Raw genomic sequence first — 25,905 nt, 5'->3', positions numbered from 1 at the left:
AAAAAAGGAAAAACGAAGCCGGGGCTGACCTTTGTGGAGCGGAGAAGGCTTGCGGAGTTAAAACACATGCTTGCCGGAACGAATAAAAACGCAGAAAAGCCCACCACAGCACAGAAGACCATTACCTTTCAGAAGATGTACCGGGACGGTATCTGTCAGGTCACTTCTGGCTTTTATACGAAAATGGTGGAGTTTTACGATATAAATTATGACCTGCTGGAAATCGAGGATAAGGGGGAAATACTGGAGGAATACAGCAGGCTTATCAATTATTTTGACCCGTCTATTAAATTTGAGCTGTTCCTGTTCAACCGACAGGTTAACGAGCAGACCTTAATTGACCAGTTTGACATTCCATTGCAGGCAGATGATTTTGATGATATTCGTGAGGAATACACGCAGATGTTAAAGAAACAGGCTGCAAAGGGAAATAACGGTATTATCAAATCAAAGTATCTGATTTTTGGAATTGAGAGTAAAGGCTTTAAGGAGGCAAGGGCAAAACTTGTCAGCATTGAAGCAGATGTGATTAAAAATTTGACTAATCTGGGCACACACGCTAAGAGCCTTGACGGAAAGGAACGTCTGCGTATCCTGCATGAGTATTTTAACCAGGATACTATGGAGCCTTTCCGTTTTTCTTTTAAGGAACTGGCGGAGTCGGGAAAAAGTGTGAAAGATTACATCGCTCCGCCGGGATTTGATTTTCGCTATCCGAGTCGTTTTAAGGCGGGAAAAATGTATGGCAGTGTGCATTATCTGGATATTATTGCCCCGAAGTTTGATGATGAGTTGTTGAAAAAGCTTCTTGATCTGGATGCGAACCTGACTATTACCATGCATATGCAGACAATGGATCCGGTCAAGGCGATTAAGATGCTAAAAGGTGCTTTGACGAATATTCAGAAGATGAAGATTGAAGAGCAGAAAAAGGCGGTAAGGTCAGGTTATGACATGGACATTCTTCCAACGGACATTATCACTTATGAAAAAGATACCCTTGACCTTTTGGACGATTTAAACAGCAGCAATCAGAAAATGGTAAAGATGACATTTCTTCTGACCTGCTATGGCAGAAACAAGCGGGAACTGGAAAATATCACGCAGAGGGTATCCGGCATTATCCAACAGGCGAACTGCAACCTCAGATGTATGCAGTATTTACAGGAGCAGGGACTGATGGCATCGGCACCAATCGGGTGCAACGATACGGGAATTGAACGGGATTTGACAACAAAGAGTACCGCTATCTTAGTACCGTTCTGTACGCAGGAATTATTTATGCCAGCTCCGGCTATTTATTATGGTTTAAATGCCCTTTCCAACAACATGATTATGGCAGACCGGAAACGGCTTCGTACACCAAACGGTGTGATTCTTGGTACACCGGGAAGTGGTAAGTCTTTTAGTGCAAAGCGTGAGATTCTTTCCTGTTTCCTGATGACAAAGGACGATATTGTGGTCTGCGATCCGGAGGGCGAGTATTTTGCCCTTGTGGGAGCATTGCACGGACAGGTGGTAAGGCTGGCAACCAATTCCAAAGATTATTTAAATCCGATGGACATTCAGCTTTCCCATAAAGGGGATAAGGAAGCCTTAAAGCTGAAATCCGATTTTATCATTACTCTGTGTGACTTGATTGCCGGAGGAAAGAACGGTCTGGAAAATGATGAGAAAGGTATCATTGACGAATGTATCCGTCATATTTACGATGCTTATTTTGAAAATCCCGTACCGGAGAATATGCCTATCCTTGAGGATTTGTATAATGCCCTGTTAGAGCATAAGAACAAAAAGGCAGAACGGATTGCAAACTCCCTTGTGCTATATGTGCATGGTTCGCAGAATTATTTTAACCACAGGACGAATGTAGACAGTCAGAACCGTATCATGTGCTTTGACATCAGGGACTTGGGAAACCAGTTGAAAGAGCTTGGAATGTTAATCGTACAGGATGCGGTCTGGAACAGGGTATCGCAGAACCGGGAGCGTAAGATTGCCACCCGCTATTATTGTGATGAGTTCCACCTTTTGCTGAAGGAGAAGCAGACCGCTATCTATTCGGTGGAAATCTGGAAGCGTTTCCGTAAGTGGGGCGGTATTCCTACGGGGCTGACGCAGAACGTAGGCGATTTTTTGAAGTCGGAGGAAATCGAGGGAATCCTCGGCAATTCCGATTTTGTATATCTCCTGAATCAAAATGCAAAGGATCAGGCAATCCTTGCAGATAAGCTGGGATTGTCAGAAAAACAGCTTGCCCATGTAACCAATTCCGAGCCGGGGTGCGGACTGATTCTGTTTGACAACGTGGTTATTCCGTTCGTAGATAAATATCCGGTAGATACCAAGACCTTTGCGGTTATGAATACCAAACCAGAGGAAAGTGTAAGGCAGGAGGTAAATGAGTAGTGGCGGAGAAAAAGAAACAGAAACCGGCTGCATTTGCACAGGAGAAAAAAACCTTTACCGGAGAAATTCCAAAGAAAGCAAACGAGGGTAAAGGTAAAAAATCCGCAGCATATCAGCCGAGAGATGCAGATACCACTTCTGGACACGATGTCCAGAGGTCGAAAAATACAAAGAAGTATCAGAAAGCAGATGCTTCTGGACAGAATGTCCAAAAGTCCGAGGGAGCAGAAGCCGGAGAGAAGTCTAAAAGCGATTTTATGCAGCCGGACAGCACTTTTACGGAGGAAGCCGGAGAGGAGCAGGGTAGAAAAATTGCCAGCGATGACTACCGCCACAGGGACACCTATCATTCGTCACAGAAAAAGGGCAGGTATCAAAGGCGGGAGATAAAGAGCCGGGAGCGAGTAAAGCAATTTGATTTTGAACAGGATTTCCAGACAAAGGACACTACCTTTACCGAAGAGGCAGAACCGGAATTTCATGGAAGCAAAAAGTTAGACCGACTGCAAAAGAAAGCGGAGAAAGCCAGAAAAAAGACGGAAGCTGCAAGAAAGAAGATTCCAAAGAAAACGGAGTATTCTCTGGAGCGTGTTTTTGATGAAAAGACGGGCAGAACAAAGTATGTATTGACTTCTGTAAAAAAAGAGAAACCATTCAAACCGGACAGTCCGGTAAAAAGAGCGGCTGGCAGGGTGGGAATGGAATCTTCTAATTTTGCCCACAGTAAGGTTGCCGAAGTGGAGAAAGAAAATTCCGGTGTGGAGGCTGCCCACAAGACAGAGCAGAGCGGGGAAGATGTTTACCGCTTTTTCAAAGGGCATTACAAAGGGAAAACGGAAAGACGGAGAGCGAAAGCTGCAAAGCTGGAGAAAAAGCAGATGCAGAAAGAGGTCAATTTCCGTTATCAGAAGTTCTTGGAAGAAAATCCGGAAATGCAGGAAAAGACCATTCAGAAGCAGTTGCAGAAAAGACTGCAAAAGCAGCGTATCAAACGGGAATATGCAAAAGCAAGACGGGCGGGACAGACAGCGAAAGCCGCAAAGGAAACAGCGGCGAAGTCCGGGAATCTTTTTACAGCGGCAGCCAGAAAGATACAGGAGATTGCATCAAAAAATGTTTCGCTTCTGCTTGCCATAGGAGCCTTTTCGGTGCTTCTTGTGATGATTATGACAGCAGTATCTTCCTGTGGGGCGATGTTTGCCGGAGGAATCAGTACCACGCTGGCAGGAAGTTATATGAGCGTTCCGGCAGAAATAGATGCGGCAGATTTAGCTTTTTCTGAACTGGAAAAAGAATTGCAGGCAGAGATTGATGCCATAGAAACCACTTATCCGGATTATGATGAGTACCGTTATAATCTGGCATCTATCGGGCATGACCCATTTGCACTGATCAGCTATCTGTCGGCAGTCCATACGGAATTTACTGCAAGTGAGGTACAGGCAGAAATAGAATATCTGTTTGATGAAATGTATGAGTTGACACTAAATCCTACAGAGGAAACGAGGACAAGGACGGTAACAAAAACAGGCACTCATACGGTAACAGACCCGGTTACGGGGGAAACAACAGAAGAGGAATACGAGTATGAAGTGGAAGAGGAATATACCGTAACCATTCTGGAAGTGACCCTGACAGCAAAAGATTTAAACGTAGTAGTTGCCGGACGCATGAATGAGGAGCAGAGAGAAATCTATGCTTTTTATAACCAGACCCACGGGCTGACACAGCAGTTTTATAAGCCCCTTGATTTATATTGGTACAACTATGTGAGCAGTTATTATGGCTGGCGTATCAATCCGGTCACAGGGCAGGAACAGTTACATCGGGGCGTAGATATTGCAGTACCTACCGGAACAACCGTATATGCGGCGATGGACGGGACAGTAACTACCGCAACTTATGACAGCTATTACGGAAATTATGTAGTGATTGAAGATGAAAAAGGCTACTGCACAAAATATGCCCACATGGATACCTTAAATGTCCGGGCAGGACAGAGCGTGACGCATGGAAATGTGATCGGAACAACAGGGAATACGGGAAGCAGTACCGGAAGTCATTTACATATCGAATGTCTGTATCAGGGGGAATATTATAACCCTCTTTTTTATTTTGAAGCAGGCACGGATACGCTGTATGGCGAAACGCCGGGCAGCGGAAGCGGCGGAGGAAATGTGATACCGCCGGATTCCTATGACGATGCAACCGTGCAGGCACTTATGGAAGAAGCGGCGAGATATTTAGACTATCCCTATGTATGGGGAGGCTCCAGTCCGTCCACCAGCTTTGACTGTTCCGGTTTTGTCTGCTGGGTATTTACAAACAGCGGTGTCCATAACCTGCCACGAACCACAGCACAGGGCATTTATAACCAGTGTACGCCTGTGTCGGCGGCAGATGCAAAGGCTGGGGATATTATCTTTTTTACAGGTACATACAATTCGGGCGTACCAGTCAGCCATGTGGGGATTTACTGCGGAAACGGGGTCATGATTCATTGCGGAGATCCAATCAGTTACGCTTCAATCAATTCGTCCTATTGGCAGAGCCATTTTTATGCGTTTGGAAGATTATCAGGAAATTAAAATAACAGGAAGTGAGGAACGATGACGAAAGAGAGAATTGTAAAGGAGCTTTCCAAAGTCCGGGAACAGCTTGCGGGATTGCAGGCGAGGGAGAGGGATTTGGCGGAACAGCTTCAGATGGCAGAGGATGCGGAGAAGATGAAATTCATTGAAAAGAATAAAATCTCTCTGGATCGGCTGATTCTGTTAAACAAGGTCAGCGAAGAAGAAATTATGCGTCTGCTGAAAGAAAAAGAGCAGAAAGAAGCAGCACAATCAGAAGAAAGGGAGGCTTACAGCCATGAAGAACAGGAAGTTATCATCTAAGGCAGTTATATCACTGATATTGTCCGCTGTGCTATTTACCATGCCTGCGGTAGCGTTTTCTGTAAATGGGAACTACGCAATCAGCGCTTTTGCCGAAGAAACAAAAGAAACCGAAGAATCCAAACCGGAGGAAAGTACGGAGCAGACACCCGGCGAAAGTGAAACTGATGTCAGTACGGAGGAAAATACAGAAAACAGTACCGAGGGAAGCACGGAAGAAACTACGGAGGGCAGCACGGAGGGAAGCACCGAAGGCGGCACCGAAGAGAATACAGAAGGCAGTACCGATGAAAGCACCGGGGATGGCACTGTATCGGGAAATGATAAACCGGAGCCGGTATGTAATTGCGAAGATCAATGCGGTGCGTATGAGTATGACAAAAACTGTCCCGTCTGCGTCACAGATTATAAGCTCTGTACCTATAAAAAACCGAATGTGAGTATCAAAATCAGACAGCCGGAGGAGTGGCATAATGACATTGTTTCCGTTTCTTTCAGTGTAAAAGATACCGCAGATACGGGGAATTTTGAAATCGCAAAGATAGAGGCAAAGGTAGGGCAGAATGGAAGCTGGACAGATGTGACGGAGGAAAAGAAATTAAGGATTTCCGAGAACTGTACCGTGTATGTGCTTGTCACAGACCAGAAAGGCAATACCTATGAGAAGAACCGTGCCATAAAGTGCTTTGATACCGTAAAGCCGACCTTAAATGCGGCAGTCAGTGACGGGCTTTTAAGCATACAGGTACATGATACGGATTCCGGTGTAAAGGCGGTATATGTCAATGGATATGAGTTTACAGATCTGACGGGCGGTACGTTAAATATCCGCCTCCAGCAGTTTGACGCAGGGTATGAGTATTTTACCATTTCTGCAATGGACAATGCCGGAAATATGTCTGAGGTTTATAAAACGAAAAATCCGTACTATAAAGACCCTGCCGATACCAGTGATGGGAATCCGGCGGAGCAGCTCCCGGAGAGTGCGACCCCGACGAAACCGGGGAGTGCTACGGGAACCGTGACGGAGCATACCAAAACAGACAGTAACGGAAATACCACATCACAGACAAGTCCTGCCGAACAGAAAAAGCAGGCAATGAAAGAAGCTGCGGAGGCAGAAAGCGGGAAAACAGAAAGTACGGAAAAATCCGGTCAGGGCAAGGAGTTTTATACTATTCAGACCGCCACGGAGAAAGTTTTCTATCTGATTATTGACCGGGACGGAGAGGAAGAAATGGTATATTTTTTGACTGAGGTTACGGAAAATGACCTGTTAAATGCAACTTCCGATAACAGTGAAACCTTGCCGAAAAATTCCGCTGCGTTGGAATCTGCAATTCCGAATGGGGAGAGTGCATTGCCAAACAACAACGGAGAGCAGGCAGATACAGAGGGAAAGGAAACGGAAACAGAAAAAGGTACGGAAGGTGCAGAGAGTACGGGAAATACAGAGGAAACCGAACCGGAGCCGGAAGTGAAAGAAGCACCGAATCCGATGATTTCGTATGTGCTGATTGGTAGTCTTGCCTTAATCGTTATCGGAGCTGCTTATTATTTTAAGGTTGTCCGCAAGAAAAAAGAGGACTTTATCGAGGACGAAGATGAAGATGAGGAAGATAACGAGGAGTATGAAAACGAAGATGAGGAATCGGAGGAAGATACGGAAGAAGATTTCTTTGACGAACAGGAGGAATAAGGTATGCAGTTGGTGGTTACAGAGAAGCCCAGCGTAGCACAGGCAATTTCCCATGTGATCGGGGCGAAAGAGAGAAAAGACGGTTACATGGAGGGAAACGGATTTCTCGTTTCATGGTGTGTAGGACATCTGGTAGAGCTGGCACAGCCGGAGATGTATTCAGAAGCATGGAAAAAATGGAGCTATGAGAGCCTGCCCATGATACCGGAGCAGTGGCAGCATGAAGTGAAAAAGGAAACAGCAACGCAGTATAAAATCTTGAAAAATCTGATGCACGATACAAGAGTTGAAAGTGTGGTGTGTGCCACCGATGCCGGACGGGAGGGAGAACTTATCTTCCGTCTGGTATATGAACAGGCAGGCTGCCGGAAACCAATGAAACGCCTGTGGATTTCATCAATGGAGGAGAGTGCAATCCGTGACGGGTTTGAAAACTTAAAGCCGGGAAGCGATTATGACAGCCTGTACCAGTCTGCACTTTGCAGACAGCAGGCAGACTGGCTGGTGGGATTAAATGGTACGAGATTATTTACTGTACTGTATGGCGGAAAGGTATTAAAGGTGGGCAGAGTACAGACGCCCACCCTTGCCATGCTGGTAGACCGTGAAGTGAAGATTATGAATTTTGAAAAAGAGCAGTATTACATGGCTCATATTCTGATGGATGGGATAGATGCCATGACAGAACGGATTGACGATAAGGCAAGGGCAGAAAGTATTGCTGCAGCGTGTGAAAGTCAGAGTGGAGTGGTTCGTTCCGTTATAAAGGAAAATAAAAGCGTTGCACCACCAAAACTTTATGACCTTACCACGCTTCAGCGGGATGCCAACCGTATCTTTGGTTTTACTGCAAAGCAGACATTGGAGTACACCCAGAGCCTTTATGAGAAAAAGCTGGTCACTTATCCGAGAACGGACAGCCAGTATTTATCCGATGATATGGAAGAAACTGCAAAAGCGGTAATCGGGGCAGTTTATCAGGCGATTCTCTTTGAGGAACAGACCGGAGCAGAGCCGGATATAAAAAGAGTGTTGAACAGTAAAAAAGTGACCGACCACCATGCAATTATTCCCACCATAGAAATTACAAAGACAGACCTTTCCGCTGTGCCGGAGGGAGAAATGAAAATCTTATCCCTTGTCGCTAATCGTCTGTTATGTGCAACCGGGAAAAAGCAGTTGTATGAAACGGTAAAAGCAGAGTTTTCCTGCGGTGGTTACAGCTTTCATGTATCCGGAAAAACGGTTCTGCAGAACGGGTGGAAAGAATTTGAAGCAGCATTGAAACGTACCTACCGGGTAGAAAAAACAGATGAGGATAAGGAAGAGAAGAAACTGCCGGAGCTTTCTGAAGGCATGACGTTTCCAGTTATCCAGACAAAGGTAACAGAGCATTTCACGCAGCCTCCCAAACATTTTACCGAGGACAGCCTGCTTTCTGCGATGGAACGTGCCGGAGCAGAGGATATGGGCGATGAGGTGGAACGCAAAGGACTTGGCACACCTGCCACCAGAGCTGACATTATTGAAAAGCTGGTCAAAGACGGTTTTGTGAAACGGGAGAAAAAGCAGATGCTTCCCACCGAGGACGGGATGAAGCTCATTACTGTTCTGCCGGATATGGTAAAATCCCCGAAGCTTACAGCAGATTGGGAGAATACGCTGACTTTGGTTGAAAAAGGCGAATACACCATGCAGGAGTTCATGGATGGCATTGAAGATATGGTGCGGGAGCTGGTGCAAACCTACCACAGTATCAGTGACGATCAGAAGTCTTTGTTTGGAACGATGCAGGAAGTGCTTGGAAAATGCCCGAAATGCGGCAGCGATGTAGTAAAAGGAAAATTCGGTGCTTACTGCAAACAAAAATGCGGCATGAATGTGGGTAGGGCAATGGGAGCAACGTTTTCCGATACACAGATGAAAAGTCTGCTTGAAGGGAAAAAGACCCTTGTGAGAGGATTAAAAGGGAAAAAGGGAAGCTACGATGCGTACCTGATTCCGGAGGGAATTGAGGATTATTCTTATATCAAAGACGGAAAGGAAATCAAAGGTTCGCAGTACAAATTCAAGATGGAATTTCCACCGAGAAAAAGCAAGTGAAAAGGAGACAGAAAAATGAATACAGAAATGAAAAAGACCGTTGTTTACAGCACCGGAGATAAAATTTTAAACATTATGAAAGAGCAGGATATGGATATTCCAGAACTTTCTTTGCGGTGCGGTGTCAGGGAAGATGTATTGATGGATATTCTGGCAGGTATCCGGGAAGCAGATATAAGTACGCTCTGCAAAATTGCAGACGGACTGGAGATTTGTGTACGGGAGCTTTGCCCTGATGAAGAAAGCTATGTCGTTCCGGTGGAAAAAGATATCCTTGCAAAGCTCATTGTGATCAGCGAGCTGAAGGAGATGGAATTGGAGGAGCTGATTGGCACAATTCTGGAAAACGGTATCGAAGAACACGGTTTTTATGAATAAGGCGGCGGGGGTTATCCCCTCCGTCATTTTGGAGGAATGCTTATGGTAACAAAATATCAGATGATTTCCTATCTGGCGGAGGATACCGCAAAAGAGATAGCGAAAAACGGGCAGGAGTGGACAAGGTATCTGACTACCGCTGCAAGGCTTTATAAATATCCGTTCAATGAACAGATACTTATTTTTGCACAACGACCGGATGCAACAGCCTGTGCGTCCCTTGAACTATGGAATGAGAAGATGAATTGCTGGGTAAACCGTGGAGCAAAGGGAATTGCCCTGCTGGATACGGAAAATTCCTATACAAGATTGAAATATGTTTTCGATGTGTCCGACGTACATAAGGCAAGGCGGATAGGACGTGATCCGAATTTGTGGGAGTTGCGTGAGGAGCATAAAGAAACAGTCCTGGCACAGCTTGAAAAGACATACGGAGAAACGGATAAAAACAGCTCCTTTGAACAGCGGATAATGGAAATATCCAATCGGATTGCTTTGGATTATTATGAAGAACTTCTGCCGGAAATCGAATATGTGAAAGAGGGCAGCTTTTTAGAGGAACTGGACGAGTTAAATGTAGGTGTCAGGCTTCGTGATACGCTTTCTTCCAGTATTGCTTACACCATACTGTCACGATGCGGTGCAGATATGGAACTGTGGAAAGACGAGCAGGGATTTGAATATATCAGCGACTTTAATACGATGAAAACCCTGTCTGTTGTTGGTACAGCCACCACAGATATGTGCAAGCCGCTTTTAATGGAGATAGGCAGAACCATAGGAGCGTATGACCGCCAGATTGCCCGCAGGAAGGCACAGGAAAAAGCTAATGCAGGACGCACACAAACTTCTTTGGAAAATACGGAGAAAGTGCTTGCAAATGAAGCAGATACAGACTATAATGCTTTAAAGCGTGAAAGCGAAAAGGAGCTACAAAACAATCAGGAGATAGAAATACAGAGCAAAAAGGAGGATGCGGCACATGAAACTGACATACGAAAAGAACGGGGATTATCTGATTCCGAACCTGACAGCGAACGAGGAACCGGAGGGAACGCTGACGAAGTACGGTATGATGCGGAAGAACTTCTTACAGGAACACCGGAAAGGGATTTATCAGGGCATGATACTGGCGGGCGAGCTGAAAGCACACTGTCTGGAGATACAGGAGCAGGCAGAGCAGAGAATGGAAGCCCTGAGCGAACAGATGGCGAAAGCAGAGGGAGTGAACGAGGAACTGAAAGCAGCCGATCAGATGAAGTGGGTAGCGAAGATGAACAACATCAGACATTCAGCGGAGGAGATCGTGCTGACGGAACTGATTTACAGTTAGAAAATGACATACAGGAAGAAGAAATACCAGAACCGGATAGTGGAGAACATTCATTATCCGGTTCTTTTTTTCCGAAGCTGTCTGAAACAGAGCAGGGGGAGGACTTACAGCGTGGTATTTTATGCAGTGATGAGTTCCTGAAGCATAAAAGACCGGAAATAGCTGGGTATTTTCAGATAGAGCAGGATGCAAAGATTCAGGCGGATTATCTGAGAAATTCGTTCCGCATGGAAGAATACACCGAGTTCAATATCGGGGAAATGCGGGGCGGCTACCGTGCCGATGAGGACGGTATTACCTTATGGAAAGGCAATTATCTGACCCGTGAAGCGGAAAGCAGGCTGTCATGGGAGGAAGCACGTTTTCTTGTCAATTCCTATATGGAGGACGGAGTATATCTTCTTCCAGGAGAAACCGCAGAGCGGATTGAAACAGCGGGAATGTACCAGCAGCTTGACTTATTTTCCATGTTTACGGAGCAGGCTGGCAATCTTGCCATGAAACAGGCGGAAACAGTGACACCGATACGGTCAGAAACAAAGATACCGCCGGAGCAGATAGCGGATATTCTGCGGAGCGGCGGAGGCAGGGATAACAGCAGAAAGCGTATCTACACCAAATATCAGCAGGGAAAGACACCGGAGGAGATGGCTGCTTTCTTACAGAAAGAGTATGGAACAACCGGAAAGGGCTTTGAATTTGACGGAAAGCAGTTAGCGGTATGGTTCAATGAGGATGGGATGCGTGTCGGATATGGCACATCGACAGAGCGTCCGGTGCTTCAGATGAACTGGCAGGAGGTGGAAGCAAAAATCCGCTCACAGGTAGTAAACGGTACCTATATGGGAGCAAATGAAGCTTATCTGACTGACGAAGCAGAACGTGACCGGATTGCAGGGCATCTCTTTTTCTTTTTCCGGGATGGCATGGGAGAACTGCCGGAGGAGCTTGGGCTAAAAGCAGGAAATTATCCGGAGGCTCATGCAAGAATGATAGAATACCTTTCTACAAAAGAAGGAGTTGAGCTTGTGGCTTCCCACATGGATCAGGCACTTCATCAGCTTGAAACCGGAGAGAAAAAGCTACGTTTCCGTTCAGTTATGCCAAAAGAGGAGCTGCGGGAGGAACTTGACAATCTGCTGATAGAAAAACAAATCTTTCCAACCGCAGACCATGTGGAAATAAAAAGGGAGGATTTTATTACTCAGGACGAGATAGACCATAATCTTGGCAGGGGAAGTGGATATTCACATGGTTCTTTCCGCATCTATGATTATTTTCAGGAAAAGCATGACAGCAAAGAAGCAGCGGAATTTCTGAAAAAAGAATATGGCATTGGAGGCGGCTCTCATGCACTTGCCGGAGCAGACCATAGCTGGCAAGACCACAACTTTAAAGGGATTGAATTAAAAAAGGGAAATATCTGCGAACCTTATGCGAAAGTGCTGCTGTCTTGGAAAGTAGTCGAAAAGCGTATCCGAAAGCTGGTGGCGGAAGATAAGTATTTATCTCCGGCAGGGAAAGAAGCCTATGCCCGGTACAAAGAGGAAGAAGCACAGAAAGCGCTGGAAAAAGCACAGGCGGTAATAGAACGGAAAACGAAGGTTGCCTGTAAAGAAGCCATTGAACGGACGATTTCGGAAAAATTTGACGGGTATCGTCTGCCGAAAGATACACCGGATGAAGTAATCCGAAAATATGGTAGCGAGCGTGTCAGCTATGTACTTGCCAATACTGTCATGCACCTGACGCACGATGGCAGATTTTCTCCCGACAATAAGGCATGGGCAAAAGAAATAGAACCGTATGCCAAGTATGAGAACCGTGATTTGATTGTTTCTTCCCATCCGGCGGTCTTAAATGGATTTATCAATCAGACAAGACGGTATATGGAGCAGGAAAAGGAGATTGCGGCACAGCAGATTACCATTGACGGGCAGTTGTGTTTAAAGATTGATGAATGGAAGTCGGAAGAAAATAACTATGTGCTTGGAAATTCCATGCAGGACAATGCGTTCTTTTACGTACTCATAAACGAAAATGTCCATTTTGAATATGATTACAAACCGAGCAGGGAAGAAATTGAAAACGATTATTTGAATCTCATTGCAATGGAAGATATAGACCGACACGAAGCGGAGGTATTTTCACGCATTGAAGGAACGGAAGATGTAGCGGAAACAGAATCACGATTCTCAGTTGAGGAAACCAGCGATGCCTTTGAGCCGGGACAGGATTTTGCAGTATGGGATCATGGCAGGGAAGATTATTATATAAAAGAGGACGGTACAATTCCCACCTTTGAAACAAAAGAGGAAGCGGAACACTATCTGCAAAGCATGGAACCGGACACTTCTGGACACGATGTCCAAAAGTCAGTGGAAGAACCTGCCATAGAAAAGCCTGTGAAGCAGCCTGCACCAAAGATTGATAAATCCAATGCGGTCAATTTCCACATTACAGACGATGCGTTAGGAGCAGGCAGTGCGAAAGAGAAATTCCGACGAAATATAGAAGCAATCCGTACTTTGGAAAAGGTGGAGAGCGAGAACCGTATCGCCACACGGTCGGAACAGCAGATTTTATCACAGTATGTTGGCTGGGGCGGGCTTGCCGATGCCTTTGATGAAAGCAAATCTGCATGGGCGGGAGAATATCAGCAGTTAAAGGAATTGTTATCGTCGCAGGAGTACGCTTCTGCAAGGGAAAGCACCTTAAATGCCCACTATACCAGTCCTGCCATTATCCGCAGTATTTATGATACCTTAGACCGTATGGGATTTGAAAAGGGGAATGTATTAGAGCCTGCAATGGGTATCGGAAATTTCTTCGGAATGCTGCCGGAGAAGATGCAGGAAAGCCGACTTTATGGTGTGGAGCTGGATGGTATTACGGGCAGGATTGCAAGACAGCTCTATCCGAAAGCGGATATTAAAATATCCGGTTTTGAAAAAACAGACTATCCGAATGATTTTTTTGATGTAGCAGTCGGCAACGTGCCATTCGGACAGTATAAGGTAGCGGATAAACAATATGATAAAAATAATTTCCTGATTCATGATTATTTCTTTGCAAAGACATTAGATAAAGTCCGTCCCGGCGGTGTGGTTGCTTTTGTTACCAGTAAGGGAACAATGGATAAAAAAAGTCCGGAGGTCAGAAAGTATCTGGCTCAGCGAGCGGAGCTTATGGGGGCGGTCAGACTTCCGAATACAGCATTTAAGGAAAATGCAGGGACAGAAGTCACTTCGGATATTTTGTTTTTTAAGAAGCGTGACCGTGTGATGGACATAGAACCGGATTGGGTACATTTATCAGAAGATGCAAACGGTATCGCCATGAATACCTACTTTGCGGAACACCCGGAAATGATTGTTGGGAAGATGGAAATGGTCAGCGGTCCCTATGGCATGGAAAGCACCTGCCAACCGGATGCCACAAGACCGTTTGCAGAGCAGTTAATGGATGCGGTCAGCCGGATTGACGGGGAAATCGAAGCAGTGGAGACGGACGAGCTTGCGGATGAGCTGGCAGATGCCACCATTCCGGCAGACCCGGACGTAAAGAATTACAGCTACACACTGGTGGAAGATAAGGTATATTACCGTGAAAATTCCATTATGAAGCCTGTGGATATGTCAGAATCCATGCAGGAACGCATAAAAGGCATGGTAGGAATCCGAAACTGTACGCAAGAGCTTATCAATTTGCAGTTGGAAGAATATCCGGATACTGTGATTAAGGAAAAGCAGAAAGAATTGAATACCCTTTATGATACGTTCAGCAGAAAATACGGTTTAATCAATTCCCAGACCAACAAAAGAGCCTTTAATCAGGACAGCAGCTATTGTCTGTTATGTTCTCTGGAAAAGCTGGATGACGAGGGAAATTTCAAAGGCAAAGCGGATATGTTCACGAAACGTACCATTAAGAAAGCGGAAGTGGTTACAAGCGTGGATACAGCAACGGAAGCTCTGGCAGTATCTTTATCAGAAAAAGCAAAAGTTGACCTTTCTTATATGGCGGAGCTGACCGGAAAAGAGATTGATACAATCAAAGAAGAACTGACGGGCATTATCTTTCAGAATCCGGTCACAGACAGGTGGGAAGCAGCGGACGAGTATTTAAGCGGCAATGTCCGGGATAAGTTGCAAACAGCGAAGATTTACGCCGAAAACCACCCGGAATACAACATAAATGTGCAGGCACTTACACAGGTGCAGCCCACAGAACTGGATGCCAGCGAGATTGAGGTGCGTATCGGTGCCACATGGGTTGAACCGAAATATATTGAAGATTTCATGCGTGATGTTTTTGAAACACCGCAGCATCTCTTCAACCGGAATACAATGGGGATTCAGTATTCCGATGTGACAGGACAGTGGAATGTAAAAGGAAAAAGTGCGGATTACGGAAACAGTCTTGTAAATATGACTTATGGTACAAACCGGAGAAATGCTTATCAGATTTTAGAGGATTCTCTGAATTTAAAGGACAGCCGGGTGTACGATACCGTGATAGAGGACGGAAAGGAAACGAGAGTCCTGAATAAAAAGGAAACCATGATTGCCAGTCAGAAACAGGAGGCAGTCCGGGAAGCCTTTAAGAACTGGGTATTTGAAGATCAGGAACGTAGACAGGACTTGGTGGCGAAATATAACAAGCTCTTTAATTCTACCAGACCAAGAGAATATGACGGTTCCCATTTGAAATTCCCTGGCATGACACCGGACATCGACCTTAGACCGCACCAGTTAAATGCGGTGGCACACCAGCTTTACGGGGACAATACCCTGCTTGCTCATTGTGTGGGAGCAGGAAAGACTTTTGAAATGATTGCTGCAGCAATGGAAAGCAAGCGGTTAGGGTTATGCCAAAAGAGCCTGTTCGTTGTTCCCAATCATTTGACGGAACAGTGGGCGAGTGACTTTTTGCGGTTATATCCCGGAGCAAATATTTTAGCGGCAACGAAGAAAGATTTTGAGCCAGCCAACCGGAAGAAATTCTGTTCCAGAATCGCCACCGGAGATTATGATGCTGTCATTATCGGGCATAGCCAGTTTGAAAAAATCCCGTTGTCGCAGGAAAGACAGATAGGCATTATCGAAAGACAGATTGATGAGATTGAGCTTGCCATAGAGCAGGCGAAAGCAGATAACGGGGAGCGTTACACCATTAAGCAGATGGAAAAGTCCAGAAAATCCCTTATGACAAGACTGGAAAAACTCAACGATACTTCCCGGAAAGATAATGTTGTAACCTTTGAGCAGTTAGGTGTGGACAGGCTGTTTGTAGATGAAAGTCACAATTATAAGAACCTTTTTCTATACACGAAAATGCGGAATGTGGCGGGCATTGCACAGACGGAAGCACAGAAGTCCTCCGATATGTTTGCTAAGTGCCAGTACCTTGATGAGCTGACTGGCGGAAAGGGCATTACGTTTGCTACGGGTACGCCGATCAGCAACAGTATGACGGAGCTTTACACCAATATGCGGTATCTTCAGTATGGTACGCTTCAGAAGATGGGATTAGGGCATTTTGACAGTTGGGCAGCTTCTTTTGGAGAAACACAGACCGCCATTGAGCTGGCACCGGAGGGAACAGGATACCGGGCAAAGACAAGATTTGCAAAATTCTTCAATCTGCCGGAGCTGATTGCACTTTTCAAGGAGAGTGCGGATATCCAGACACCGGATATGTTAAAGCTGCCTGTGCCGGAAGCAGAATATGAGAACGTGGTGCTGAAACCCAGCGAATATCAGAAAGAGATGGTAACATCGCTGGCAGATCGGGCGGAGGCAGTGCGTAACAGACTGGTAGAGCCGCATCAGGATAATATGCTCAAGATTACCAACGATGGAAGAAAACTGGCACTCGACCAGCGTCTGATCAACGATATGCTCCCCGATGAGGAACATTCCAAAGCAAAAACCTGTGTGGATAAGGCATTTGAGATTTGGGAAGATACCAAAGGGGAGAAATCAGCACAGCTTATTTTCTGTGATTTATCGACACCGAAAGGAGATGGTACATTTAATGTCTATGAGGATATAAGAAATAAACTGATGGAAAAAGGTGTTCCCGCAGAAGAAATCGCCTTTATACATCAGGCAAATACGGAGCTTAGGAAAGCGGAGCTGTTCAGTAAGGTAAGAAGCGGACAGGTTCGTTTTTTATTGGGTTCTACTGCAAAAATGGGAGCCGGGACAAACGTGCAGGACAGACTGATTGCTCTGCACCACCTCGATGTACCGTGGCGTCCGTCTGATATTGAACAGCAGGAGGGGCGTATTTTGCGGCAGGGCAACAGGAATCCAAAGGTTAAGATTTTCCGGTATGTGACAGAGGGAACATTTGACAGCTACTCATGGGTGCGACACGAAGTCGCTTAATTTAACTGTTTGGCGGTAATTCCGACCAAACCATCCATTCCGTTGGATGAAGCCAATATCCCCGGCTTTGCCAGTAATGGCATTGTTCGGAAGCGGATATAAATGGAACCCTATTTGGAGCAAATCCCGTGAGGGAGAAGCAAAACTGCCAGCTACAAGGCGGTTAGGGTGCAGGCTTTCTGATAGCATGGTTAATTAACTGAATCACCGTAAGCTTCGTTAAGGCTGAACAAGCCAAAGTAGCTGACAGGCTTGAACCAAAAGGTGTGCAGTTGGATATTCCTCTCCACGATAGGAATACACGGACATAAGACTGCCGGAGTAGAGGTGGAACCTAAACTATCAATGATTGTTGATTAAGTGGAACGTGTCAAGCCCGTATTCTCGCCTGCAAAGGCAAGTGGACCGTAAGGGAAGCCGTTGGGAATGCGGGTAAAGGATTGCGGAGGAAGCGAATGCCGACCTTGTAATGAGGACGGATAGGGGTTCAAAATTTGCCCCACCCGAAAGGGGAGCAGAATTCCGCATGGTGCTTAATTACGAGAGAGTTTATAGAATTTTTGAAAGGAGTAAGGCAAATGAACATGAAAATGTGTGCGACTTCTGACGTTGCAAAGGCATGGGACAGCATCGACTGGAACAAAGCGAATGCATACGTTAAAAAACTGCAAATGCGTATCGTAAAGGCTCATCAACAGGGCAGAACCGGCAAAGTAAAGTCTTTGCAATGGCTGCTTACACACTCTTTCTACGGACGTGCTTTAGCTGTAAAAAGAGTAACGAGTAATAAAGGCAAAAAGACAGCAGGTGTAGACAAAATCTTATGGTCTACTCCCAAACTGAAATATGAAGCAATTCTCAGCTTAAAACGCAGAGGCTATAAACCATTACCGTTAAAGAGGGTATATATCCCGAAAAAGAACGGAAAAATGAGGCCGCTCAGTATCCCATGTATGAAGGATAGAGCGATGCAGACATTGTACAAATTTGCACTGGAACCGATTGCGGAAATCACTGCTGACCCTAACTCCTATGGATTTAGAGCAAAGAGATGTGTACAGGATGCAATCGAACAGTGCTTTACCTGTCTGAATAAAGCAAAATCCCCTAAATGGGTGCTGGAAGGAGACATTAAGGGCTGTTTTGATAACATCAGTCACGAATGGATACTGAACCATATCCCAATGGACAGAGATATTCTGCGAAAATGGTTAAAAAGCGGGTATGTCGAGACCGGAAGATTATTTCCAACAGACCTCGGCAGCCCACAGGGTTCGGCTATCTCACCAACTATCTGCAACATGGTGTTGGATGGTCTGGAAGTCCAGATTAGGAAGAAATACCACAAAACTAAAAGGGATGGAAAAGCATATTTTCCAAAAGTGAACTTTATACGTTATGCTGACGATTTCATCGTCACAGGCGAAAGCAGAGAGCTTTTGGAAGCAGGTGTTCTCCCGATTATCCGGGAATTTTTATCAGAGAGAGGATTGGAACTGTCAGAAGAAAAGACAGTGATTACCCATATCGAAGATGGTTTTGATTTTCTCGGATGTAATATACGGTGGTATAAAGACAAGCTTCTTACAAAACCATCCAAAAAGAACTATAAAGCCATTGTGAATAAGATACGGGGGATTATAAAGCAAAATCCATCTATGAAGCAGGAAGATTTGATAAGAAAGTTAAATCCGGTCATCAGAGGATGGGTAAATTTCCAAAAGTATAATGTCTCCTCGCAGGCGTTTGACAGGTTTGATTTCGATGTATGGAGATGTCTGTGGAGATGGTGTAAACGTAGGCATCCGAAGAAAAGCCACAAATGGATAGCAAAGAAATATTTCAGGAGAGTCGGCACAAGGAACTGGACATTCAGTGTAAATATGGCAGACTCATTTGAATTACATCTGATATATGCTACTGATACTAAAATAGTAAGGTGGCTGAAAACAAAATCAGAAGCGACACCATTTGATGAGCGTTTCACAGAATATTTTGAGGACAGAAACACAAAGAGAATGCTTCGAGAAATCAATGGAAGGAAAAAATTAAATGCACTGTACAAAATGCAGAAAGGCATTTGTCCGCATTGTGGTGAACCTATCACAGTGGAACGGGGATTCCGAATCCATACGGAAGTGGGAGCAGATTTTAAAGAAACGAATGTCTTATTACATGCTGATTGCCACAGAGAACTTCATTACTCGAAAAATGTTGATGAACTGGTTCTGCTAACGCAGGGCTTATAAGTGCTTGAGCCGTGTGAGGGGAAACTCTCACGCACGGTTCTTAGAGGGGAAAGCGGTAGTAATACCGCTGACCTACTCGACCAGCTTATCGAGAATAAGCAGAAATTTATCGGTCAGATTATGACAAGCAAATCTCCGGTGCGAAGTTGTGAGGATGTGGACGAAGCAGCACTTTCTTATGCAGAGGTTAAGGCTCTGGCAACGGGGAATCCCTATATAAAAGAAAAGATGGATTTGGATATTCAGGTCAGCAAGCTGAAACTGATGAAAGCCAACCACACCAGTCAGAAATACCGTCTGGAGGACAACATTGCAAAGCATTATCCACAGCAGATAACCATTCTGAAGGAGCGTATCAGTGGCTTGCAGGCAGATATTCAGACTGCAAAAACCAATCTCCCAGCAGATAAGGAGTTTTTCTCTATGAGGGTCGGGAATAAGGTCTATACGGATAAAAAAGAAGCCGGAACTGCACTTGTGGAGATGTGCAAAGAAATCAAGAGCGTTAATGCTCCGGCAGTCATTGGAGAGTATGCAGGCTTTAAAATGGCGGTGTCCTTTGATTCCTTTAACCATAAATTCGTTATGAACATCAAAGGACAGCTCAGTCATAATCTGGAGATTGGTGTTGACCCGCTGGGTAACATTTCCCGTATCAACCATGCGTTGGAAGCCATGACAAAGGAACTGGCAGAAGCATCCACAAAGCTGGAGAATGTGGAGCGTCAGCTTGAAACAGCGAAGGTAGAGGTTACAAAGCCATTTGCACAGGAAGCAGAGCTTTCAGAGAAGTTAGACCGCCTTTCTGCCTTAAATGCCCTGCTCAATATGGACGAAAAGGGAGATGACGGAATAGGTATGGAAGATGATAAATCGGAACTGGGTACTGAGCAGGTGGCAGATACCAGAAAACCGTATCCCATAGAAAATACCCGACATAATTATGCTGTGGAGAATGGAAATCCGCAGGGAATGAGGCTCACAGCAGCGATGGCGGATAAGCCGGCACAGAGGGTATCCTTGAAAGAAAAGCTTGAGACTATGAAAGTAAAGGCTGCGGGGAATAATATAGAAAATTCCGTGCAAAGAGATAAGGGGAAGGAGGAGTATTTGTAATTATTATATTTCTTTTTATGCAAATATGAAATATAATATTAGTTCAAGGGAAATATAGTGATAGAGCGATTTGGAAAAAGCTAAAGAGAAATGGAGACAACGTAATACATAAAAATGGAAATTGAATTTGTCAGACACTGTCTGACAAATTCGGAAAGGATATATTATGAATGATTTAGAGCAGACAAATATGCTTCAGCCATTGGTGGATGAGATTGAAACAGCAGTTTCAAATGCCAAAAAAGAGATAGCTGAAAAAGTAAACAGTGTAATTACAGAGACGTATTGGAAAATCGGAAAATATATTGTTGAGTTTGAGCAGGATGGAAATGTTAAAGCAGCATACGGTTCAAAATTATTAACAACACTCTCGCATCAATTAACTTTGCGATTGGGACGAGGATACAGCCGCCCAAACCTCAACAATATGCGGAAGTTTTATCTTTGTTATGAGAATTGTCAGACGGTGTCTGACAAATTGACATGGTCGCATATTTGTGAGCTGATAAAGATTGATGATGAATTAGAAAGAAGTTTTTACGAAAAAGAATGTTATAAGGAAAAGTGGGATGTAAGAACACTCAGGCGACAGATGGATTCCGCTTTGTTTCTTAGATTAGCTACAAGCAGAGATAAAGAAGGAATTCTGGCACTTGCCAGAGAGGGAATTACTTATGACAAGCCAGAGGATGTTATCAAGGATACTTACACATTAGAATTTTTGGGACTTCCGGAGAAAGAGCGTTATAGTGAGGAAGACTTGGAGCAGAAAATAATAGATAATCTCCAAAAATTCTTGTTGGAATTAGGAAAAGGATTTACCTTTGTGGGCAGGCAGTATCCCTTAACTGTAAACAATATTCATTACCATGTGGACTTGGTATTTTACCACAGAATTTTGAAATGCTTTGTGCTGATTGATTTAAAGAAAAATTCCGTCCAGCATATAGACATCGGTCAGATGAATATGTATATGGGGTATTTCGCAAAAGAAGAAAATATGGCAGATGATAACCCACCGATTGGCATTATCCTGAGTCATAACAAAGATGAACTGCTTGTAGAATATGCAACTTACGGTATGGACAGCAATTTATTTGTTTCAAAATATGAATTGTATCTGCCAAATCGCAATGAACTCCAAAAATTAGTGAACAATATTTTAGAGAAGGATACAGAAAAGAAAGAAGAGTAATAAAAAAGCAATCTAAAAAAGATGCAAATTGAATAGGCATATCGAAAAAGACAATCAGAGATGGTTGTCTTTTTTGCGTGGAAAAAAGAAAGGACAATCGAATTATGGAAGATAAAAATACCGTTTACATGAGTGAAAAGCAAAAAGTCAAAGAGATTACGGATAAGCTGGAAGCTGGTTTGAAAGAGCTTTTTGAGAGTGAAAAATATAAAAGCTATCTCAGTACCATGTCAAAATTTCATAATTACAGTTTTAATAATACGCTGCTGATTGCCATGCAGAAGCCGGAAGCTACGCTGGTGGCAGGTTATCAGGCGTGGCAGAAGAACTTTGAGCGGCACGTCAATAAAGGAGAAAAGGCAATCCGTATTCTTGCACCAGCTCCTTATAAAATCAAAGAGGAACGTGATAAGTTAGACCCTGTAACGGGAGAAATGATGTTTGATGAAAACGGTATGCCGCAGAAAGAGGAAACAGAGGTTACCATTCCTGCCTTTCGTGCGGTATCTGTTTTTGATGTATCGCAGACGGATGGCAAGCCTATTCCGGAACTGGAAGTGAATGAGCTGTTATCTACGGTGGAGGGATATGAGGATTTTGTCCAGGCGCTTATGAATATTTCTCCTGTTCCGATTGCATTTGAAGATATTCCCGGCGATTCCAAAGGGTATTTCAGTACAGCAGAAAAACGGATTGCTGTTCAGGAAAATATGAGCGAAAGCCAGACTTTGAAAACAATGGTGCATGAGGTGGCTCATTCCAGGCTGCATGATAAAGAAGTTAATCAGAGCATGGATATTCCGGTAAAGGACAGGAATACAAAGGAAGTGGAAGCGGAGAGTGTGGCTTTTACAGTGTGCCAGCATTTCGGTATAGATACATCCGATTATTCCTTTGGATATATCGCAGGCTGGAGCAGCGGCAGGAATATGAAAGAGCTGAAATCTTCCCTTGATACAATCCGAAAGACAGCTTCAGAACTGATTACAGGCATTGAGGGGGCAATGCAGGAGCTTCAGCTTAACCGGGAGATGGAGCAGGAACATGGAAAGGAAAGCATTCTGCTGGTACATAACGAGGATTTTTCAGAATACAATCTTGTCAGTGTCCGTGGAATGGACAGTGCAGAACTTATATCCGCTCTTTCTACCATGAATGAAGAGGATAAATCGAATATATCATCTTATCTTGAAAGCAAAGGAGCATGGACTACCGAACTTGCTGACGAGCAGACGGAAGAAGCGGAGGAATATCATATTGATGTCCGCTATAACATGGATACAGACGAGCTTATTGATGTAAAGGAAAGAATGGAACACCCCATTGATACCAATTTATCTGTCATGGGGCAGGCAGAACAACTTATCAATCAGTTGGAAGCAGAAAAAAATATTTTCACGTCTGAGGAGCGAAATCTGATTGTAAATTATGCCTATAAACTTGATGATATGAATAAAACAAGGGAACTTGCAGAGAAACTGGCATATAGGGAGCAGTATGCCCAACAGGATGTGGCATTGACCATAATTGATGCAAAGGCGGAGATTGATGCCCTGCCTGATCCGATGATTGGTTTGTCGGAAATGAGGGAATATGGCTATCAATGGAATGAAATGCTGCCATTAACACAAGAGAAAGCATTGGAATTATTTGAACATGATTTGCCTGTATATTTGCTTCATACTGACGGTGCGGAATCATTGGCAGAAAGCAGGGAGCGTATAGAAGAGCATGAAGGTATCTTTGGGGTTGAAAAGGAAACATGGAATAAAGCATTGAAACAGCAGACTAAGATTACACTTATCTTAATGGACGAACAGGAGCGAGAATATACATACCCGTATCCAGTTGTGGCTGTCGATATAGAAGAAATGGGTGGGGATAGAACTGCGGTATTCAAGACCTCAGAGCCTATTTCAGATACTGATGTGGCAGAAATTCATAATGCTTTTTATGGAACTGATTTGGAATTTGAAATAGAAAAAGAATTAGGTATCACATGGGTGGAATCTATTAACTATGAGGACGGATCTGTTATTACACCTGAAATGGCAAGAAAAGAGCAGCTCCTATATGCTAGTACTGATAAATATGGAATTTATCAATTAAAGCCTAATCCGGAATTAGATTCCTTACGTTTTGAGGGGACGGAATCCTTAAAGCGTATGGGCATTACAAAAGATAATTTTGATGCAATTAAACCAGAGAATTATACACTTTTATATGTGGGCGAATTATCTGAACTGCAAAAAGAGACGCAGGGGGCAACTTTAGAGGCAATCTTTGAAAAATTCAACCTTGACCACCCAGAAGATTTCAGAGGACATTCGCTATCTGTCAGCGATATAGTGGTGCTTCATCAGAACGGACAGAATACGGCTCATTTTGTGGATTCTTTTGGATATACGGAAATACCGGATTTTTTACGGGAGCAGACACCGGAAAAGGAAGAAATGCAGGACACTTCTGGACACAATGTCCAAAAGACAGAACCGGAAATAGATGGAGATGAAATCATTGATCTTGGCGATGAAACAGAACAGGTGCTTGCGGAAATGAAAAAAACTTTGGAAAGTGAACAGGAAACAGAACTGGCATTTTCTATTGCAGACCGTTTTATCAGCATTCAGGAAGTGGATGGCGGTTATGATTATTCCATTATGGGAGCTGATTATAAGGAGATTGACGGAGGAATTTATGATAATCCTGATGTGACGATAAGGGAAGCCTTGCATGATATTTTAGAGGATTTGAAGTCACAGCCGGATTACAATGGTGCAAAAGGAAATATCCAAAGAGAAGATGAACTGATACCGATGGATTATGATGGACTGATGGAAAAAGCAGAGGAAGCAAATCGTATTATTCCGGAGAGTACACCAAGCAGTGTGGTGGCAGATTTTAAGGCAAAGACCGGGGAATTATTCCACGATATTAGTGAAATGAATCCGGAAGAAATCGAGGAAACTGTGAAATGCCATGTGCAGGCGAAGATTGAAGAGTATGATATTAATGCAACAATCGTGGATGTTGCTGTAACAGGAAGCAGATGCAGGGGATTAGAGCATGAAGGTTCTGACCTTGATGTGGTGGTGGAACTTTCCACAGCGGAACGGGAGGACGATTTATTTAATGCCTTTAATGAGGATGGACTTCATATCGGAGAAGTAAAAGTTGACATCAATCCAATTACAGCCCAACGAACAGGTACGCTGGAATCCTATCTGCCACAGATGGAAGAATATTTGGAGGGCGTCAGACAGGTAAGAGAGCAGGAAAAGGAGAGCGCAGAAGTAACTTTAACTGTTTCGGAATGTGGAGAATTTCATAATCTTGGTGAGTGTTATGAGAATATTCCTACGGTGGATGAAGCTATAGCAATCTGGAAGCAGATACCTTCAGAGCGGATGAATGGTATTCCGGCAATCGGAATCAATATCCTAGGGAGAGGGGCGGAACCCTTCGAGGATTACGAGATTGATGTTTTATCTGGAAAGAGGATTGACCTTGGGGTTTTGGACTATGTTCCTGATATTAAAAACAATCCGCAGGCAATGGAAGTCATTACGGAACTGGTGGCTAAATTGCCCGATATGGAGATAGATGGCGTGATGAGTGAAGAAATGGAAGCAAGAGTGTGGGAACTGCGTATGCCGGACTTGCCACAAGAGGAACAGCTTGCAGTAGAACTTGACCGACTTTCCTACGATTATGATACTGTACTGTATCACGATAGTACAAGAAATATGACCGAGAATGTATCAGAGCTTGCAGAATCCATAAAACAGGGCGATACCGGACATTTAACAACGTGGCTTGCAGACATTATTTCGGAGGGAGCTGTACCAGAGGAAATAAAACGAGCAACGGAGCTTCTGGAAAAACTGACAGAGTATAAGCCGCTTGCCAAGATTGAGGAGGCAGAAGAACAGAATTATAATATGATTGATAATGTGCTGAATAATGGTGTTGGGGAGAAAGCCCAAAGGGAAGAAAATAAGAGAATGGAGGAGAAGCCTACGGTAAGGCTTTCCTTAAAATCCCGTCTTGCGGAGAAAAAATCACAGGTAGAAGGGCAATCGAAAGAACATGATGTTCAAGAAAATGAAAAGAAAAGTCAGAGGGAGATGTAAG

The 25,905-nt window shown here is 44.2% G+C and carries 11 protein-coding genes; all 11 read left to right on the top strand.

The window, feature by feature from the left end; genetic code table 11:
- The first annotated feature begins 66 nt into the window (after positions 1–66).
- The 11 genes from RHOM_RS14965 to RHOM_RS14915 all read left to right on the top strand — a co-directional run bounded on the left by RHOM_RS14965 (position 67) and on the right by RHOM_RS14915 (position 25,904).
- Positions 67–2,409 (top strand): VirB4-like conjugal transfer ATPase, CD1110 family, encoded by a 2,343-nt coding sequence (locus RHOM_RS14965; RefSeq protein WP_418536083.1) that lies wholly within the window; start codon positions 67–69, stop codon positions 2,407–2,409.
- A complete protein-coding gene (locus RHOM_RS14960; protein WP_002596356.1) occupies positions 2,409–4,997 on the top strand; it encodes a CD1108 family mobile element protein in 2,589 nt (862 codons plus the stop codon). Before RHOM_RS14965 ends, RHOM_RS14960 begins: the two co-directional genes overlap by 1 nt.
- Before the next feature lie 21 nt (positions 4,998–5,018).
- The gene (locus RHOM_RS14955; RefSeq protein ID WP_002596357.1) at positions 5,019–5,303 is read left to right on the top strand and encodes a hypothetical protein; all 285 of its coding nucleotides are present in this window, start codon (positions 5,019–5,021) and stop codon (positions 5,301–5,303) included.
- The gene (locus RHOM_RS14950; RefSeq protein ID WP_014081131.1) at positions 5,278–7,002 is read left to right on the top strand and encodes a CD1107 family mobile element protein; all 1,725 of its coding nucleotides are present in this window, start codon (positions 5,278–5,280) and stop codon (positions 7,000–7,002) included. The genes RHOM_RS14955 and RHOM_RS14950 overlap by 26 nt, the downstream gene beginning before the upstream one ends.
- A 3-nt stretch (positions 7,003–7,005) precedes the next feature.
- Positions 7,006–9,105, top strand: a complete 2,100-nt coding sequence (locus RHOM_RS14945; protein WP_014081130.1) for a type IA DNA topoisomerase — start codon at positions 7,006–7,008, stop codon at positions 9,103–9,105.
- Between the two features lie 15 nt (positions 9,106–9,120).
- Complete coding sequence (locus tag RHOM_RS14940) at positions 9,121–9,483, top strand: helix-turn-helix domain-containing protein (protein WP_002596360.1); 363 nt, start codon at positions 9,121–9,123, stop codon at positions 9,481–9,483.
- A gap of 42 nt (positions 9,484–9,525) precedes the next feature.
- Complete coding sequence (locus RHOM_RS14935; RefSeq protein ID WP_014081129.1) at positions 9,526–17,211, top strand: DUF3849 domain-containing protein; 7,686 nt, start codon at positions 9,526–9,528, stop codon at positions 17,209–17,211.
- Between the two features lie 578 nt (positions 17,212–17,789).
- On the top strand, positions 17,790–19,460 hold the full coding sequence (gene ltrA / locus RHOM_RS14930) for a group II intron reverse transcriptase/maturase (protein ID WP_014081128.1): 1,671 nt from the start codon (positions 17,790–17,792) through the stop codon (positions 19,458–19,460).
- Positions 19,461–20,576 carry a helicase gene (locus RHOM_RS14925; RefSeq protein WP_143761748.1) on the top strand — a complete coding sequence of 372 codons (1,116 nt, stop codon included), beginning with the start codon at positions 19,461–19,463 and terminating at the stop codon, positions 20,574–20,576.
- A gap of 166 nt (positions 20,577–20,742) precedes the next feature.
- Entirely contained in the window at positions 20,743–21,771 is a 1,029-nt protein-coding gene (locus tag RHOM_RS14920; RefSeq protein WP_002596362.1) for a PDDEXK nuclease domain-containing protein, read from the top strand.
- Positions 21,772–21,875: 104 nt separating this feature from the next.
- Positions 21,876–25,904: a YodL domain-containing protein gene (locus tag RHOM_RS14915; protein ID WP_014081126.1), complete on the top strand. Its 4,029-nt coding sequence runs from the start codon at positions 21,876–21,878 to the stop codon at positions 25,902–25,904.
- Position 25,905 lies beyond the last annotated feature (1 nt).

The organism is Roseburia hominis A2-183, from assembly GCF_000225345.1.
Classification (GTDB): Bacteria; Bacillota; Clostridia; order Lachnospirales; family Lachnospiraceae; genus Roseburia; species Roseburia hominis.
This window is presented reverse-complemented; position numbering and strand designations above follow the sequence as displayed.